The sequence below is a fragment of the Pseudomonas sp. 10B238 genome (assembly GCF_000970615.1).
Taxonomy (GTDB): domain Bacteria; phylum Pseudomonadota; class Gammaproteobacteria; order Pseudomonadales; family Pseudomonadaceae; genus Stutzerimonas.
In genome coordinates, this window is the sequence record NZ_KQ033951.1 from 1 (window position 1) to 16,693 (window position 16,693).

Annotated in this window: 18 protein-coding genes; 5 read left to right on the top strand and 13 right to left on the bottom strand. The window is 61.2% G+C overall.

Annotated features, from left to right (window positions below; translation table 11 throughout):
* Positions 1-284, top strand: a 284-nt coding sequence (locus tag RT21_RS22255; RefSeq protein ID WP_046164412.1) for a tyrosine-type recombinase/integrase, incomplete at its 5' end; no start/stop codon positions are given.
* Between the two features lie 196 nt (positions 285-480).
* Here RT21_RS22255 and RT21_RS22260 read toward each other — a convergent pair.
* From RT21_RS22260 to RT21_RS22275, 4 genes are read right to left on the bottom strand one after another with little or no spacing between them, the layout of a single operon-like run.
* On the bottom strand, positions 481-1,278 hold the full coding sequence (locus RT21_RS22260; protein WP_023082602.1) for an ABC transporter permease: 798 nt from the start codon (positions 1,276-1,278) through the stop codon (positions 481-483).
* Between the two features lies 1 nt (position 1,279).
* The gene (locus RT21_RS22265; RefSeq protein WP_023082603.1) at positions 1,280-2,146 is read right to left on the bottom strand and encodes an ABC transporter permease; all 867 of its coding nucleotides are present in this window, start codon (positions 2,144-2,146) and stop codon (positions 1,280-1,282) included.
* A 2-nt stretch (positions 2,147-2,148) separates the two neighbouring features.
* Positions 2,149-3,249, bottom strand: a complete 1,101-nt coding sequence (locus tag RT21_RS22270; RefSeq protein WP_023082604.1) for an ABC transporter ATP-binding protein — start codon at positions 3,247-3,249, stop codon at positions 2,149-2,151.
* A 25-nt stretch (positions 3,250-3,274) separates the two neighbouring features.
* On the bottom strand, positions 3,275-4,426 hold the full coding sequence (locus tag RT21_RS22275) for an ABC transporter substrate-binding protein (RefSeq protein WP_023082605.1): 1,152 nt from the start codon (positions 4,424-4,426) through the stop codon (positions 3,275-3,277).
* A 246-nt stretch (positions 4,427-4,672) separates the two neighbouring features.
* Between RT21_RS22275 and fabG the strand changes: the two genes are divergently transcribed.
* On the top strand, positions 4,673-5,437 hold the full coding sequence (gene fabG / locus RT21_RS22280; RefSeq protein WP_023082606.1) for a 3-oxoacyl-ACP reductase FabG: 765 nt from the start codon (positions 4,673-4,675) through the stop codon (positions 5,435-5,437).
* Positions 5,438-5,560: 123 nt separating this feature from the next.
* On the opposite strand, the gene RT21_RS22285 is transcribed toward fabG, so the two are convergent.
* Together RT21_RS22285 and RT21_RS22290 are read right to left on the bottom strand one after the other, a co-directional pair.
* Positions 5,561-6,895, bottom strand: coding sequence for an aspartate aminotransferase family protein (locus tag RT21_RS22285; RefSeq protein ID WP_023082607.1), 1,335 nt, complete (start codon positions 6,893-6,895; stop codon positions 5,561-5,563).
* Positions 6,892-7,890 carry a phosphotransferase enzyme family protein gene (locus RT21_RS22290; RefSeq protein ID WP_023082608.1) on the bottom strand — a complete coding sequence of 333 codons (999 nt, stop codon included), beginning with the start codon at positions 7,888-7,890 and terminating at the stop codon, positions 6,892-6,894. Before RT21_RS22290 ends, RT21_RS22285 begins: the two co-directional genes overlap by 4 nt.
* 222 nt (positions 7,891-8,112) lie before the next feature.
* On the opposite strand from RT21_RS22290, the gene RT21_RS22295 reads away from it, so the two are divergent.
* Positions 8,113-8,874, top strand: coding sequence for a DeoR/GlpR family DNA-binding transcription regulator (locus RT21_RS22295; protein ID WP_023082609.1), 762 nt, complete (start codon positions 8,113-8,115; stop codon positions 8,872-8,874).
* Positions 8,875-8,985: 111 nt separating this feature from the next.
* On the top strand, positions 8,986-9,888 hold the full coding sequence (locus tag RT21_RS22300) for a proline iminopeptidase-family hydrolase (protein WP_023082610.1): 903 nt from the start codon (positions 8,986-8,988) through the stop codon (positions 9,886-9,888).
* Between the two features lie 130 nt (positions 9,889-10,018).
* Here the strand turns inward: RT21_RS22300 and RT21_RS22305 are convergent, their stop codons facing one another.
* From RT21_RS22305 to phnC, 5 genes are read right to left on the bottom strand one after another with little or no spacing between them, the layout of a single operon-like run.
* Positions 10,019-10,885 (bottom strand): LysR family transcriptional regulator, encoded by an 867-nt coding sequence (locus tag RT21_RS22305; RefSeq protein ID WP_023083078.1) that lies wholly within the window; start codon positions 10,883-10,885, stop codon positions 10,019-10,021.
* On the bottom strand, positions 10,879-11,889 hold the full coding sequence (gene ptxD / locus RT21_RS22310) for a phosphonate dehydrogenase PtxD (protein ID WP_003152798.1): 1,011 nt from the start codon (positions 11,887-11,889) through the stop codon (positions 10,879-10,881). The genes RT21_RS22305 and ptxD overlap by 7 nt, the downstream gene beginning before the upstream one ends.
* A gap of 8 nt (positions 11,890-11,897) precedes the next feature.
* Positions 11,898-12,725 (bottom strand): phosphonate ABC transporter, permease protein PhnE, encoded by an 828-nt coding sequence (phnE, locus tag RT21_RS22315; RefSeq protein ID WP_003298907.1) that lies wholly within the window; start codon positions 12,723-12,725, stop codon positions 11,898-11,900.
* An 8-nt stretch (positions 12,726-12,733) separates the two neighbouring features.
* The gene (phnD, locus tag RT21_RS22320; RefSeq protein WP_023083079.1) at positions 12,734-13,597 is read right to left on the bottom strand and encodes a phosphate/phosphite/phosphonate ABC transporter substrate-binding protein; all 864 of its coding nucleotides are present in this window, start codon (positions 13,595-13,597) and stop codon (positions 12,734-12,736) included.
* Entirely contained in the window at positions 13,594-14,421 is an 828-nt protein-coding gene (gene phnC / locus RT21_RS22325; protein WP_003117867.1) for a phosphonate ABC transporter ATP-binding protein, read from the bottom strand. The genes phnD and phnC overlap by 4 nt, the downstream gene beginning before the upstream one ends.
* Before the next feature lie 594 nt (positions 14,422-15,015).
* On the opposite strand from phnC, the gene RT21_RS23460 reads away from it, so the two are divergent.
* Complete coding sequence (locus RT21_RS23460; RefSeq protein ID WP_228381280.1) at positions 15,016-15,399, top strand: VOC family protein; 384 nt, start codon at positions 15,016-15,018, stop codon at positions 15,397-15,399.
* Positions 15,400-15,822: 423 nt separating this feature from the next.
* Here the strand turns inward: RT21_RS23460 and RT21_RS24250 are convergent, their stop codons facing one another.
* Both RT21_RS24250 and RT21_RS22330 read right to left on the bottom strand, forming a co-directional pair.
* Complete coding sequence (locus RT21_RS24250) at positions 15,823-15,951, bottom strand: hypothetical protein (protein ID WP_255342263.1); 129 nt, start codon at positions 15,949-15,951, stop codon at positions 15,823-15,825.
* Positions 15,952-16,019: 68 nt separating this feature from the next.
* On the bottom strand, positions 16,020-16,682 hold the full coding sequence (locus tag RT21_RS22330; RefSeq protein WP_020309260.1) for a hypothetical protein: 663 nt from the start codon (positions 16,680-16,682) through the stop codon (positions 16,020-16,022).
* Positions 16,683-16,693: the final 11 nt, after the last annotated feature.

Below are 16,693 nucleotides of genomic sequence, written 5' to 3' on the forward strand. Positions count from 1 at the left end.
GCCAGGACTGCCTTTTCCCGAGCAGGCTGCATACCTCAGATCATCTATCCACTCGTCAATATGCTCGTATCGTCAAAGGCTGGGTAAAAGCCATTGGCCTTGATCCAGCCATGTATGGCACTCACACAATGAGACGTACGAAGGCATCGCTGATCTATCGCAGGACGAAGAACCTACGGGCGGTTCAACTTCTGCTCGGCCATACGAAGCTGGAGAGCACCGTTCGATATCTTGGGATTGAGGTCGATGACGCTCTGGAAATGGCGGAGCAGACCGAAGTCTGACCATATATTGCGACGGTCGAAGTCAGGCCGTCGCTAACCGGCCAAGACCGGCCAATGATGCGCCGATAAACGTGCCGAATCAGTCAGAATACTGCGCCTGCGCCCCGGTGAAGCCGGCGCGCCAAGTTTGAGGTAGGTTCAAGACTGCACCAATGCTTCCGCAGCCCATTTGCGCCGATAAAGCCAAAGGCGATCTCTACTTTCGTCGGCGAAGCGTCGTGATGATTACCCCGCCCAGCAGCAATAGCGCCGCCGCAGCCAGGGTGCTCATAGTGCCTAGCGCAGGCACCATCGGGGTATAACCGGCGACCATCTTCGAGTACAACCACTTGGGCACGGTCGAGTCGGCCCCGGAGGTGTACAGCGACAGCGGGAAGTTACCCCAGGACAGCAGGAAGGCGAACAGTGCCCCCGACCAGATCCCCGGCCACAGCAGCGGCAGGGTGATTTCGCGGAATATGAACAGCTTGCCGGCGCCCAGATCGCTGGCAGCCTCCTCCAGGCTCGGGTCATAGTTGTAGACCTGGATGGCGATGACCAAGGTCACCACCGGCACGATCCACACTAGATGGGCGATCACCGCGGTCTTCCAGCTCGGACTGAGGCCCAGCGCGTTCATCCACAGCAGCAGGGCCAGGCCCAGCACAGTCTGCGGAAAGAAGATCGGCAGCAGCAGCAGCTTCTGGTACAGCTTGCGGCCCTTCCAGTCGTAGCGGGCGAAGGCCAGCGCGCCGAAGAAGGCCAGCACTACCGAAATCAGCGTCACTAGCAGGGCGATCTTCAGCGAGTTGTGCACGAGGATCTGCACCTCAAACGAATCGACCGTGCGCTGCCACCAGCTCAGCGAGTATTCCCGTACCGGGAACAGGAAGTAGCGACTCATCGACAGCCCGGCCAGCGCACTGCAGATGATCGGCAAGTAGATGGCCACGAGTACGAAGCCCGTCCAGCAGCACACCAGAAAGTCGGAACGGATTTGTGCCTGATTTCTCATCTCAACGTTTCCCTAACACTCGATCAAGGTCCAGGCGCGTCAGCACGAAGAGCGTCAGACTGCCGATAATCAGCACCAGCAGTACCGCCAGCGCGGCGCCTAGCGGCCAGTTCTGCGCGTAGGTGAAGGCCACCTCGATGTCGTGAACCACAGTGATCACCGACTGCCCGCCGAGAATCCTTGCCTCTGCCACCGCGCCCACGGCGAGCACGAAGGTCAGCAACATACCGATGAGGATGCCCGGCATCGCCAGCGGCAGCTCGACCTCGCGCCAGACCATCAGCCGGCCGGCGCCCAAATCCTTCGCCGCATCCACCAGATCCCGCGGCACCATGGCCAGCCCTAGGGTGATGGGGAACAGCATGAAGGGCAGGTACACATAGACCATGCCGAACAAAGTCAGTCCCGGGCTGTAGAGCACATCGGGCGCGCGGCCCAGATCGAACGCCTTAAGCACGCCGTCGAGCACGCCGTTCTTAATGAAGAACTGCACCCAGCCGTAGAGCCGCACGTTCTCCGAGACGAACAGAGGGAACACGAACAGCACGCTGATCAGCGGGGCGAAGCGGCCAAACACCCGGTTGAGCCCGTAGGCGATGGGATAGGCGATGACCGCTAGCATCGCCACGCAGAGCGCGGCCAGCACCAGCGACCAGACGAACGAGCGCCACACCGTGTTGGACGGATTCAGCACGGCGGCGAAGTTATCCAAGGTGAAGGTGCGGAACACCTCGAAGCTTTTCGGCTCGGCGAAGGCGAAGGCCACCACTGTCACCAGCGGGGCGAGAAAGCCCAGCAGCAGAAAGATCACCAGCGGACTGGCGTAGCGGGCGCCGGTGGATAGGCCGCGCCCCGAAACAGCATCCATGGTCAGGCTCCTGCAATGATGGCGTTCGCCGCGTTCCAGCCGATGAGCACCTGCTCGTCACGGGCCCGGTCGCGGGTAAAGGTGCGCGGATTTTCCAGCAGCACGCTGCGGTCGCCGCAGCGGATCTGGTATTGCATGCGCGAGCCGAGCGAGTACTCGTTGAACACCGTGCCGCGGATGACGTTGTCGAATTCGTCCTCCGAACCGGCGAACTGCATGTATTCCGGGCGCACCACCACGGTGGCGGCCGTCGCGCCCTGCAGCTCGGCCGGCAGGTCGAGGCGGAGCGGACGGTCGAGGCCGGCGCTGTACCAGCCCCGCCCGGCTACCAGGCTGACCGGGAATTTGTTGACCTCGCCAAAGAATTCGGCGACGAACTCGTCGGCCGGGTGCGCGTAGATCTCCTCCGGCGACCCTACCTGAATGATCTGCCCCGATCGCATCACGGCGATGCGATCGGACATCACCATCGCCTCTTCCAGCGAGTGGGTGATGTAGATGAAGGTCTTACCGCTTTCCCGGTGCAGATCCTTCAGCTCCTTCTCCAGCACCTTCTTCAGCTTGTAGTCCAGCGCCGAGAGCGGCTCATCGAACAGCAGTACGTCCGGGTCGTAGGCGAAGGCGCGGGCCAGCGCCACCCGCTGACGCTCGCCGCCGGAGCACTTCATGACGTTCTTGTCGTAGTAGTTCTCCGGCAGCCGCAGCATCCGCAGCAGTCCCAGCGCCCGGGCCCTGCGCTCAGCCTTCGGCACCTTCTTCACCTTCAATGGAAACTCGATGTTTTCCCCCACCGTCTTGTGGGGAAACAGCGCAAGGGACTGGAACACCAGACAAGTAGGCCGGCGCTGAGCGGGCAGGTTGTTGATCGCCTCCCCGCGCAGGGTGATGTTGCCGCTGCTGGGGGCCTCCATGCCCGCCAGCATACGCAGCATCGTGGTCTTGCCGGAACCGGACGGCCCGACGATCGTCAGGAACTCACCTTCCAGTACATCCAGCGAGATGTTCTTCACCGCCGTGAAATCACCGAACTTCTTCTGCACATCCACCAGTTGCAGCACCGGTAGTGGCTGTTTCGCGACGTTGTCGATTGTCGAGCTGTTCATTGATGCCTGCCCTGACCGAACCATATCAACGCATCCGCTTTGCCGCGGAGATCATTTCCAGAGCCTGGTCGAACTCCGGCACGATGTCGTAGGCCACGCAGCGCTCCATTTCCTCCCCCAGGCTGTCCCACTGGATAGCGGCGAGCTCGTCCTTGGTGAACAGCTTGAAGCACTCTGGATTGCCCATCTGGCTGACCGGGTTGAAGGTGCCCTCGGCGAAAGCCACGCGATGGGCGATCTCCGGCTCCTGCACGTACTTGAGGAAGTCGTTGGCCAGCGGAGAGAGGTTGGGGTTGTTCACCAGCGAGGTGATCTCCACCCAGGACACGCCCCCCTTGCCATCCACCGGACCGCGCAGAGGGGTGATGCCGCGGATTTCCGGGAAGCCGTCGGCCCGCGCCGGCGAGCAGCTGTAGGTGCCGCCGGTCATGTACAAGTCGATTTCGCCGGAGATCATTGCCTGATTGAGGCTGGAAGCGTCGCCGATCATCTTCGCGCCCTTGAATACCGCATTGGCGGTTTCCTGGAACTTCGCCATCTGCGCCGGCGTGTGCTCGATGAAGGGGTTGATCCCGGCCACCAGGAATATGTCGAAGACGTTCCAGTCATCCGACTCCTGGATGCCGTACTTGCCGCTCAGGGCCTTATCGTTGAACAGGTCCCAGCCGGTGTCCTCGGCCGTCGCGCGGCTGATCCGGTCGGTATTGACCACGTAGTTGAACGGACCGAAACGCTGTGCCATACCCAGCAGCTCGTTGCCGTCGGCGCTCATCGCCCACTGATACGGCGGCTTGAACTGGGGCAGCATGTCCTCGAAATAGGGCTCGAACTCGGCCCGCGGCAGCGGCTTGATCAGGCCCTCGGGCAACATCACCTTGCGCGCCCAGGGGTTGTTCACGTTGATCAGGTCCCAGACGTTGGTCTCGCCGGCGCGCAGCCGGTTGATCATGGTCGGGTCGTTGGTCAGGGACTCGGCGCGCACATTGGCACCGGTCGAACGGCGGAACGGATCGAGCACCTGTGCCGAGTTGTAACCCTCCCAGCAAAGGATGTTCAGCTCCTTCTCCCGCGCAGCAAAGGCGCTGGAGCTCATCAGCAACGAGCCGCCACCGAGGGCTGCCGCACCGGCGCCCATCCCCATCAGCTTCAACAGTTCCCTTCTCGATACGCCCTTCATGATTCGTCCTCGCCTGTCTTGAAGTGAAAGAAACGAGGGCGAGTAAAAACCAGATACGAGGCGAGTTCAACATTTTTTTTGGCAAGCACCAACATGATGCGAGGCGCCCCAAAATGGGAGGCTCAGCGCCCTCCCGCTGGGCTAACCTCGGCTGTATAACCCATTTTTAGAAGGTGAATGCCTGGTCCGCATATTGCAAATTGGACCACAGGAGGCGTTGCAGGCCGTCCTTAACAGGAGATAGAAATGTTTGAATCACTACAAAAAAAGACGGTAATCGTCACGGGCGCTAGCCGGGGCATCGGCCGCGGCATCGCCCGTCGCTTCGGCGAGGCCGGGCTGAATGTGCTGGTGGTGTCACGCTCGCTGGGCGACGCCCGCAAGGTGGCCGAGGAAATTGGCCCGCAGGCCTCGGGCTTCGCCGCTGACGTCAGCCAGCAGGCCGACTGCCAGGCGATGGTCGATACGGCCGTCGAGCGCTACGGATCGGTGGACGTGCTGGCCGCCAACGCCGGGATCTTCCCCTCGGCCCGCATTGCCGAGATGACGGTAGAGGATTTCGACCATGTGATCCACACCAACCTGCGCAGCGCCTTTCTCTGCACCCGCGCGGTCACACCGGTGATGGAAAAGCAGGGCTTCGGCAGGATCATCCTCACCTCCTCGATCACCGGACCGATCACCGGCTTCCCAGGCTGGTCCCACTACGGCGCCAGCAAGGCCGGCCAGCTGGGCTTCATGCGCACCGCGGCGATCGAACTGGCCCGCGCCGGCATCACCGTCAACGCGGTGATGCCGGGCAACATCGCCACCGAGGGGCTGGAAGGCATGGGCGAGGAATACGCTGCAAAAATGGCCGCCTCGATCCCCTCCGGCCGGCTGGGCAAGGTCGAGGACATCGCCAACGCCGTGCTCTTTTTCGCCAGCCGCGAGGCCGGATTTATCACCGGGCAGACCATTGTCGTCGACGGCGGCCAAGTCCTGCCGGAATCCTCCGAGGCGCTGGGGTGAAACGAGGCAGTTGAAACTGAAAACGGCGGACCCGGTCCGCCTTTTTCATGCCCTGGACTCCACAGTCGGAGCCGGATTCCGGTTCACGGCCAAGACCGTCCCCCAGGAGCCCGCTGGCCCGGGTCACCCCTGGCGCAGCACCTCCTGCAGGGTGGTCAGGAACTGATCGGCATTGGCCTCGCTGAAGCATAGCGCCGGGCGGATCTTCAGTACGTTGCCATAGGCGCCGGCGGCACCGATCAACACGCCCCGCTCCTTCATCGCATTGATGACGAACCCCGCCAGGGCGGCATCCGGCGTGGCGTTTTTGCTGACGAACTCCAGGCCGATGAACAGCCCGGCCCCACGCACGTCGCCAATCCGCGCATCGCTCAGCCCCATCTGCTTCAGGCCGTCGCGCAAGTAGCGGCCGACCCTGTCGGCATTGGCGATAAGCCCCTCCCGTTCCAGGGTGTCCAGCACCGCCTGGCCGGCCGCCGCCGCCACCGGGTTGCCGGCGAACGTGTTGAAGTAGCCTGTCTCGGCGCAAAAGCCGTCGAGCAGCTCCGGCCGGGTCACCACGCCGCCCATGGGAAAGCCGTTTCCCATGGGCTTGCCGAGGGTCACCACATCCGGATCGACGCCGTGGCGCTGGAAGCACCAGTGCCCCTGGCCGGTCCGGCCGAAGCCCGGCTGCACCTCGTCGGCGATGAACAGCCCGCCGGCGCGATGCACCGCCTCCACCGCCTTGACCAGAAAGCCCGGTGGATCGGCAAACACGCCATCGCTGGAAAAGATGGTGTCGACCACCAATCCGGCAAAGCGGATGTCATTGCGCTGGAGGTCGGCAATGGCCTGCTCCAGATGCGAAGCGAATACCTCGCCAACTTTCTCCCCCGGCGCCAGGCGGAAGCTGTCTGGTGCCGGAATAGTGCGGATATGTGGCGGCAGCTCGCGCCCCTTGCGGTAAGACGAGGGGGAAATTTCCATCACCGCGCTAGTGTTGCCGTGGTAGGCCGTCTCGGTCACCACGAAACCGCTGCCGCCTGTCGCAGAGCGGGCGATGCGCATGGCGATGTCGTTGGCCTCGCTGCCGGTGCAGGTCAGCAGCAGGTTCGATAGCGACGGGGGAAAGGTACCGAGCAGGGTTTCGGCGTAGTCCGTCAGGTTCTCGTAGAGATAGCGCGTGTTGGTATTCAGCCGGGCGGCCTGCTCGCTGATGGCCTCCACCACCGCCGGATGGCAATGCCCGAGCACCGGGACATTGTTGTAAACATCCAGATAGGGCCTGCCCGCGGTGTCGTACATGAACACCCCCTCGGCTCGGGCGATCTCCAAAGGCTGCTCGTAGAACAGCACCGAGGAGGCGCCAAAACAGCGCCGGCGCTTCTCAACCAGCGTACCCAGCCGGCCGCCCAGCGCGCTGGCGCGGCCAGCGTCGAAGCGGTTTAGGGCAAGGATTTGTTTGGGTTCGGTCATGGGATGTCCCCGCTGTGGGTGTCAAGATAGCGTTGAGCCAGGGCCACCGTGCCCCGGGTGTAGTCCTCGCCCATGGACTGCGCGGTAGGCGTTTCCGCATGGCTGGCGACCCAGGCGGTCAGCTGCATGCGGCGCAACATGAGAAACATCGGAATGGCTCGCTCGTCCTCCTCGGAGAGCGGCGCCACGCTGCGATAGCCTTCGAGCCAGGCAGCGAGAAACTCGCCCACCCGCGGGTCTTCCTCGAGAAAGCTGAGGCAGGCGGCAAAGTCGTAAACAAACCAGCTAAAGCCACAGTCGTCGAAATCGATCACCGTGAGCCGCTCACCATCCACCAGCAGGTTGGCCAGGCGCATGTCGCAGTGCACCAGCCCAAACCGCTCCGGCGCCATGCCGTAAGCTTCAGTCTGCCCGCGCAACAGCGCCTGGGTGCGCTCGAGTACCTCGCGCCCTTCCGCGGTCAGTCCCAACGCATTGCGCCAATCGCCCCAGTACGCCTGTTCGCCAATGATGGTGTCGAAGTTCCAGACCTTGCGCGTAAAGCCTTGGGGCTGAGGCCAGCACAGGCTGTGCTGGTGCAGGCGCGCATTGGTCTGGCCGAGGACCCGGTACCAGCTGATCAGCTGCGAGCCTGGCTCCGGCTCACTGCCCGGCACCCACTCGAAGGCCGTTACATGACGAAGGGTCTGGCCATCGACGAAACAGCTCAGGGCCCGTCCATCAACCGTGGCTACCGGCGCCGATGTGCTGACCAGCCCCGATTCCCGCAGCGCCCGGATCCAAGCCAATTCCGATTCGATTTCGGCGAGACTGTGGTACTCCGGGCGCTGCACCCGCAGTACCAGTCGCCGACCGGCCACATCCTCGGCAAGGTAGGTGGCATTCTCGGAAATGGTCAGAAGCTTCAGCGCAGCGTCCGGCGCCATCTCCCATTCAGGAAGCAGGACGCGCAGCCCGGCCTCCAGTCTTTCGAGAAAATCCGATTGATAAAGCATTGTCGCCCCTCTTGGAGTGATGCGAGAAGTACAACATTTTGCAGAGATAACCACAAATTTATTTTAGTGTTTACCACATTAAAATGTCGCACTACCTTCAATTAATCCAGCCTTTTAGGAGTTAGCGTGGTCTGCGCCAAAAGACTGCATTACCATGTCCGCTTCACCATTTTGTGGCATTCACCACATCCCGGCCGATGTCGACAAGGAACCAAGCGCGTAATGTCCAGAGCCAAGACCGCCCGCCAGGCTGAGATTCTCGCCGAGCTCAACAACACCCCCAGCCTGCGCATCGCCGACCTGGCTAGGCTGCATGGCGTATCCAGTGAAACCATACGCCGAGACCTCGACGAGCTAACCCGTAGCGGCCACCTGAACCGTACCTATGGCGGCGCGGTGCGGGCCATCACCAGTGAGCCCTCGGTCACTGAACGTCACCGACTGTTCGGCCCCGAGCGCGAACGGATCGCCCGGGTGGCGGTGGAGCTGATGAAGGACGCGCGCATTCTGATGATCGGCTCCGGTTCAACCACCTTGCATGTGGCTCGCCGCATCGCGACGGCGATGAAGGACATCACCGTGATCACCCATTCCTTCGGGGTTGCCACGGTACTGTCGATCAACCCGACCATTCGGGTCATCGTTGTGCCGGGGGACTATCACGCAACCGAAGGCGCCATGGTCGGCGCCCACACGGTGGCCTTTCTCAACGGCCTGACTGCCGATTTCGCCGTCCTCGGCGCCAGCGGCCTGTCCGCCGAAGGTCCGACCGACGCGCTGATCGACTGCGGGGTGGTCTACAGCACCATGCTGCAGCGCTCGGGTAGCACGCTGGTGGTGGCCGATCATTCGAAGTTCGACGCGACCTTCCCGGCTCGTTATGCCAGCTGGCAGCAGGTGGATCACCTGGTCACCGACGAGCAGCCGACCGGCAAGCTCGCCAGCGCCCTGAGCCAGCACAAAGTCATTGTGCGACGCGAGTAGCCGCCAGGGCGTGGAAGCGGGCGCGAAACTTGCTTTGCTCCCTTCGCAGGCCGCTCGAGCCCCCGCCCGGGGAAGTGCCCGATGAGTCGCGGCCTCCGTACGGAGACGACCATGCTGGAAAAATTCGAGATACCAGAACTGCAACCTGACTTGGTACAGCGGGTTCAGGTGGATGGCCACGAGGTGGCGGCCTACAGCTACGGCAGTGGCGACGAGGTCCTGCTGTGCCTCAACGGCGGGCCTGGCCTGCCCTGCGACTACCTGCGCGACGCCCACGCCTGGCTGAAGGACCGAGGCCTGCGCATCGTCGCCTTCGATCAGCTCGGCACCGGCAAGGCGGACCGCCCGGAAGACCCAGCGCTGTGGACCATAGCCCGCTACGTAGAGGAAGTGGAAACCGTACGCAAGGCCCTCGGCCTCGGCCGGGTGCACCTGCTCGGGCATTCATGGGGTGGCTGGCTCTCCATCGAATACAGCATCCATTACCCGCAGGCGGTGAAGACGCTGATTCTGGAGAACACCGTTGCGGACATTCCGCACCTGTCCCAAGAGCTCGGCCGGCTGCGCGCGGCACTTGGCAGCGAAACCGTGGCGATGATGCAGCGCCACGAAGCGAAGGGGACCACCGATCACCCCGAGTACCAAGCCGCGGTCACCCTGCTGAACTACCGTCACGTGTGCCGCCTCGAGGAATGGCCGGCCCCGGTGAAGCGTTCGCTGGACGACTGGAACATGGGCCCCTACCAAACCATGCAGGGACCGAACGAGTTCCTTTACATCGGCAACCTGCGCGACTGGAACCGACTAAAGGAAATGGGCGAGTTCCGCATGCCTATCCTCATCACTACCGGCCAGCACGACGAACTCACCCCCGCCTGCGCCCTGCGCATGAAACTGGCCGCGCCCCATGCGGAAGTGCATGTATTCCCCAATAGCAGTCATATGCCATTTTATGAAGAGCCGGCGGCTTATTTTCCAGCCTTGCTCTCATTTCTGAGGCGTCATTTTAGTTGAGCACTAGCCTTAAGGCGAAGACTGAAGGCGCTGCTGAGCCGCCAGTTCAACGAGGCCCCGCCCGGCCGCTCCAAGGAATTCGCCACAAGCGGCCAGTCGTAACAGGCTGAAATCGACCCGGAGCTGCCGGTCACGACAGGCAACAATCGGCCAATAAGTGCCGCACAAATCCCGGCGGGTGCAGATTTCCGGGCGGTTTGCGCCAGATCAGTTGGAGACGCTTTTCAAGCCCCGGGATGGGAAGAGCTACCAGCGCGCCACTGCGAACTTCGTCTTGTACTGCGGAAGCCATCACCAACGACACGCCGAGTCCCGCCCTGACTGCTTGTTTGACTGCCTCGGTGCTGCCTAGCTGCATACCGCTGCGAGGCACGCCCAGCTCGCCAAAGTATTCGGTCAGAAGCCGTCCGGTACCGCTACCCGGTTCACCTCCCAGCATCGGCAGGTCCACCAGACGATCGCGTTCTATGCACCCTGCTTCAGCCAGCGGATGGTCGGGGCTGACGATAAGTACCAGCGGCTCGACCCGCCAGAGGCGGTGTTCGAAGTCGGGGTGAGGTAGCCACCATTCCATGATCGCGGCGTCGAGCTGGCCCGCCAGTAGCTGGTCGGCCACATCCGGGTTGGCGGCGATGCGCAGATCCACCTCGCCCCTCTCATTTGCGGTCGTCAGATAGCTGCGCACGAATGGCTGGAGAAGGTAGGTGCCGATGTTGGAGCTGGCCCCGACGCGCTCACTATTTCCATGCAGGGCTTCTAGCGCCCGGGCGTGCATGTCGAGCAAGGCGGTCGCATGCGGCATGAAGGCCAGCGCACGTGTGGTAGGCTGGCAGCCGCTACGACTGCGCTGCACCAGCGTTACGCCGACCTGCTCTTCAAGCTTCTGCAAGTGCTGCGACACCGTCGGCTGGGCCAGCCCCAACGCCCTCGCCGCGCTCTGAAAACTGCCTGTTTGAACGATCGCTACCAGGCTCTTCAGCCAGACCGGATTCAACATGCGGCAGGCTCGGCCTGGGGCAGACGGTTCGCAGCGTTGATTGGGCGCGCACCTGCCAACGCCTGGATGATGCTCTGCGCTGCACAACGTTCAATCTCCAGGCGCACCGCGCGCACTGCCGACCCTATGTGCGGAGTGAAGAGCGTATTCGGATGCGCGAGCAGCGCAGGATCGATCAGCCGCGGCCGGTCCGCGCGAGCCCAGTCTTCCATTTCGAATACATCCGCCGCATACCCGCCGAGCTGGCCTCGCTCAAGCGCCGCGAGCACGGCGGCTTCATCCACTACCGAACCACGACAGGGGTTTACAAGCAGAGCGCCCGGCCGTACGAGGGCAAGCAGCTCGGCGTTGACCAGATGCTCAGTATCGGCATTCAAGGGAAGCGCCAGCAGGATGAAGTCCGAGCTGGCGAAGAGTTCGCTGCACGCCACCTGGCGCAGGCCGAGCCGTTGCTCGGTTTGTGTATCCAGAGCCTTCGCCTCGTGGTACTGCAGGGTCGCGCCCCATCCCTGCAAGCGCTCAGCCATGGCCTGTCCGATGGCGCCCATGCCAAGGATGCCGACCGTCGCGTTATCCAGCCCCGTGCCGTAGAACTGTGGTTGCCAGCCCTGGAACTCGCCAGAGCGGACGAACGCATCTGCTGCGCGCAGATGCCGCCCCAGCCCCACCGCCAGTCCGATCGCCAGCTCGGCAGTCGGGACCGTCAACAGATCAGGCACGAAGGTCAACCAGACCCCGCGGGCAGTACAGGCGTCCACATCGAAATTGTCGAAGCCCTTGAGCGCGCAGCCGACCACACGCAGCTCGGGGCAGGCTTGGAGAAATTCTGCATCGACCCGATCGGGCATGAACGCCATCATCGCCTGAGCATCGCGGCAGCGGCGCAGAATTTCCTCGCGCGTCAGCGTGCTGTCGCTCTGGTTGGTCATCAGCTCGCAATGTGGCGCCAGCAGTTGCAGGATCTCATCGTGTACTCGGTGAGTTATAACGAGTTTCGGCAGCATGGTTTGTCCTATTTGAAACGTTTGCGCAGCACGCCACTGAAGGCGTCTACTAGCGTGACCATGGCCAGGATGACCAGCAGGATTGCTGCAACCTCCTGGTACTGCATGATGCGCAGCGAGCCCATGAGTTCGAAGCCGATACCGCCGGCGCCAACCATGCCCATCACGGTGGAGGCGCGAAAGTTGTATTCCCAGCGGTAGATCGCCACGTCGGCGAACTGTGGAGTCACCTGTGGCAAAACCGCGTGCAGCAGCACTTGCATCGGCGTAGCCCCCGCCGCCCGAGCGGCTTCCACCGGCGCTTCGTCGACGTGCTCGATGGCCTCGGCGAAGAACTTGCCGACCATGCCGATCGAATGCAGACCCAGGGCAAGCACGCCCGGCAAGGCGCCGAACCCTACGGCTGCAACGAAGATGATGCCCATGATCAGCTCCGGCACCGACCGCAGGGCATTGAGCAGCACCCGGGCAACACCGAACACAAGGGGGTGCGGCGCCGTATTGCGCGCTGCAACGAAGGCCACCACCAGCGAGAACACCACTGCGATGGCCGTGCCGGCGATGCTCATCGCCAGCGTGTCGATCAACGGGCGAATCCAGCTTCGATAGCCCGAAAAGTCTGGCGGCATGGCCTCGCCTGCCAGGGTCGCGATGGAGGGCAGCCCGTTCAGCAGCGTGGTGGCATCGAGCAGCCCCACGTACCAGCAGGCCAACAGCACCACTCCGAGTACAATTGCCACCTGCCCCAGCTGGCGCCACCAACCGAGGCCGAAGCCTCGAAGGATGTGCTCGCGTTGCTCTGCAGGCAGCGCCTGCACGTCATGATGAGTAGACATATCGGTGCTCACATCGTGGCGAAGTCGAGGCCGAGCAGCGATCCCATGTTGCGAATCACATCGTAGTCGGCGTCGGTGATTGGCGCGAAGGCCTCGGCTTTGAAGTTGCGCAGCACTTCGGGATCGTCGATACCGACGAATACATCCCGCACCTTGGTTTTCAGCTCGGGGCTCAGGTTCGAGCGCATCGCCCAGGGGTATTGGGGATATTCGCCGCTGTAACCAAGTACTTTCACCTTGCTCGGATCGATTAGGCCACGTTCGGCTACTTGATTGAAAATTACCTCCGACAGCCCACCCGCATCGGCGTTTCCGTTCGCCACGTTGACGGCAACGGCGTCATGCGTGCCCACAAAATGTTGTTCGTAGTCCTGCCCACCCGTCAGCTCGGCCGTCTCAAGAAGCACGGTTTTGGGAATCAGATGGCTGGACGTCGATGCCCGGTCACCATAGGCCATCTTCTTGCCCTTAAGGTCGGCATACTCATTCGCGCCTGACGCCACATTGGCGATAATCACCGAGCGATAGGTCGGCTTGCCGTCGATGACCATGGCAGCGAAGGGCTCGATGTCGCTTTTGCTTTTGGCCATGACGTAGGACAGCGGACCGAAATACGCCAGGTCGATACGGCCAAAGCGCATCGCCTCAATCATCGAGGAATAGTCGGTGGTTACGATCAGCTGCACCTTCTTGTCCAGATGCTCTTCCAGATAATCCTTCAGCGGCTGGTTTCGCTTGATCAACTCCGAGGCGTTTTCGTCCGGCAGCAGCGCAACCTTTAGCACATCCGGATCGGCATCGGCCGCTACGGCGGACAGACTTGAAACAGCGGACAGCAAACAGGTCAATAAGAGAGCGGATAAGCGTTTCATCGGGACATCTCCAGTGAAGGTGCGAGCATGACAGGGGTTTCAGCCGGAGCAGTTGCTGGCTGAGTCGTAGAGCGGCCTGCATAGATGCGCTCAAGCTGCGCATCGGTGAGTTCCGAGGGCGCGGCATCGAAAACGATCTGAGAATCGGCCAGCCCGACGACGCGATCGGCGAAGCGGCGGGCATATTCGAGTTGATGCAGCGAAACGATGGCGGTGATGCCGTCTTCCTTGCAGATGTCGCGCAGCAGTCCGAGAACACGGACCGAAGTGGCCGGGTCGAGACTGGCTACCGGCTCATCGGCAAGAATGATCGCGGGCTGTTGCGCTAGCGCACGCGCGATGCCTACCCGCTGCTGCTGGCCACCGGACAGTTTGTCCACCCGGCTTAGCGCCTTGTCTGCCAGACCGACCCGAGCGAGGCAACTGAGCGCAATCTCCTGATCGGCACGCGGCAGAGGAAACAGCGAGCGGAGCGTGTTGTGAAAGGCCAGCCGACCGGTAAGCACATTAGCCAGTGCGCTTTGACGTTCGATTAGCTGGTGGTGCTGAAAGATCATGGCGGTACGCCGACGATGCTGACGCAAGGCCGAGCCGCTGCCGAGCTCACCGAGCTCGCTGGTGACACTGCCGCGAGTGGGCGTGACGAGTCGATTGAGGCTACGGAGCAAGGTCGACTTGCCTGCGCCCGAGAGACCAAGCAGCACGGTGAACTCACCACGCCGAAATGCAATCGAGGTATCGCGTAGGGCTGTCACGCCGCCTGGGTAGACGACGCTCAACCGGTCGACCCGCAGCACGGCGTCCTGTATCGGATGGGGCGTCATTTGATCACCTTTCGCAATATTGCTGGCCGCACAATTGCGGTTCGCGATGCAAAGGGTAGAAATTCCTTGTTAACGCACTGCTTCTAAATGATGACATTTCGATGAATGCTTCGAATCTGCCGTAGCGGGGCGGCAAGCGAAGCCGTGGAAGAACGGGCGCAACGTAGCGTCTTTCTTCACGCGGGATACAGGAGGCTTTGATTGATACTGCTGCGGATTCGCTACAGTAACGTTGGGCCAGAACGTAATGCCATCCAAGCAAGAGAGCGCACACTAGCGGACTATAGGAGACATTCTACTCTTGCCCGTCGATTGACCCAGGCCGTTATGTGGCTGGTCGAAACCTTCAGGTGCCGCCCAACTAGATGTCTGTTGTCGCGCCCAGCTTAATGCTAGCGCAAGCCGCTTATTCTTCTAGCAACGCCGCGCTAGTCTTGAATGATGTTTCCTCAGTAGACTGATCATGCGCGGTATCTGCTTCGATGCCTTGAAGAGAACGCCTTCGGCTAAATGTCATATGACCAGCGCTTTTTACACTTCGGTTATTACTCCTTTTTTCAGCGAGATTGGGAGGGAAGGATGATTGCATATACAATGGTCGGAACGACCGATCTGAACCGTTCAGCGCGTTTCTACGAACCTATATTCTCAGCAATGGGGTTGGAAATTTCGTGGAGGGACGAGCGATCGGTTGCTTGGGGAGTTCCGGGCAACCGGACCCCCACCTTTCACGCTTGTCTTCCTTATAACCAAGAGGAAGCATGCCCCGGCAATGGAACCATGACGGCGTTACTCACGGAGAGCCCAGCGCTAATAGGGCGACTCTTTGAACTCGCGCTTGAGAACGGAGGTACTGACGAAGGCTCTCCTGGCCCCAGACCTGAGTACGGAACGGGATTCTACGCAGCCTATGTTCGTGATCCTGACGGCAACAAGTTGGCCTTTGTCTATTTCGACGATAACCAGTGTGGCGGTTAGCGTTACCACTAAGTCTTGGTCGCCTCTATATAGATGAATCATTTATATGAACAAGCGACCAAACAAACATGTATTAGCTACTCAAGATAGCAATCCGATATATCCTGCACTTAGTGACCAAATCGTCTTAGCTCCTTTTGACCCCTTCGGCGATATTCGCTGGCATGCCCCGGCTGGCGTCACCCCGGTAAATCTCATGCCGTTTCTGGTTCGGGGTCGACTCGGAACGCTTCGTTAGCTGAACGATGCCACTTGATACGCTACCGGCCAGTACGAGGAGTTACAGTACTAGACGACCGCTTTCGGCCAAAAGCAGCCACTTAACAGATCTTAGATATGATGTGGCCGGCGCCTAAAACTTACCAATTGTTACGTGCAAGCGATTAGCGAGTCATTGCACGTAACAAGACAACTTTCCGCCTCTTAGTCGTGAGAATGACCGTGACTTTCGACTTCAGCTTGCGTCTCCGGCTCGCTGCCGCCACATGCCGACAGCAGACCTAGTAAACAAACCAGCAGCAGGGAGCGGCTCAGCGTAATTGAATTCGTCATGATGTATTCCTTCAATATCGATCAGGGATGTAAAAGCCCCGGCGCCCATGACGCTGGGGCTATTTCTCTTAGATAACGCGTTTGACGCTCAGGTACTCACCCTTGGTCTTGAGCGTAATCGTCACGTCACGGTTGCTACGGTTTCGCCAGAACCAGCCGTGGGTGCCGTCGAAAATGGCAGTGAATTCGCCTTTATCACCTTTGACCTGCTTGGCCTTGCTGTAGCTGTGGTAATAGCCCTTCGGGCCGTTATAGGGCTCGCCATGGGTGTCGTGATTGACCGGAACGCCATCGGTTGCCCACTCATAGCTGACCGTGGCCTTGTCCAGCATCTCCAGCTTAATTTCACTGGCCTCGCCCGGCTTCAGCGTGACAGTCACTTCATCGGACTTCAGGGCGGGCTGCGGCTCTGCAACCGGCTCAGCCACAGTTGCTGCCGCAACTTGCTCCTGAGGCGCCACCTGACTAGACGCGGGGGCTTGTACGACCGGGGCCGCTGCTGGCGGGACAGCTGCATCCGCAGCCGCTTCTTCGGCGAGAATTTCTTTCATTTCACCCATCTGAGTCAGGCCAAGTACACGGCCGACGCCCGTGGGGTCGATGGCATATTCAGAAGGCATCACTACGGTGACCAGTAACGCTGCGGCAACACCCACGGCGATCACAGTGGAGCGCAGCAGCTGGCGGCTGGTTGGCAATTCACACTGGGTTGGAAGCTTGGTATTGAACATGCTGAGAATTC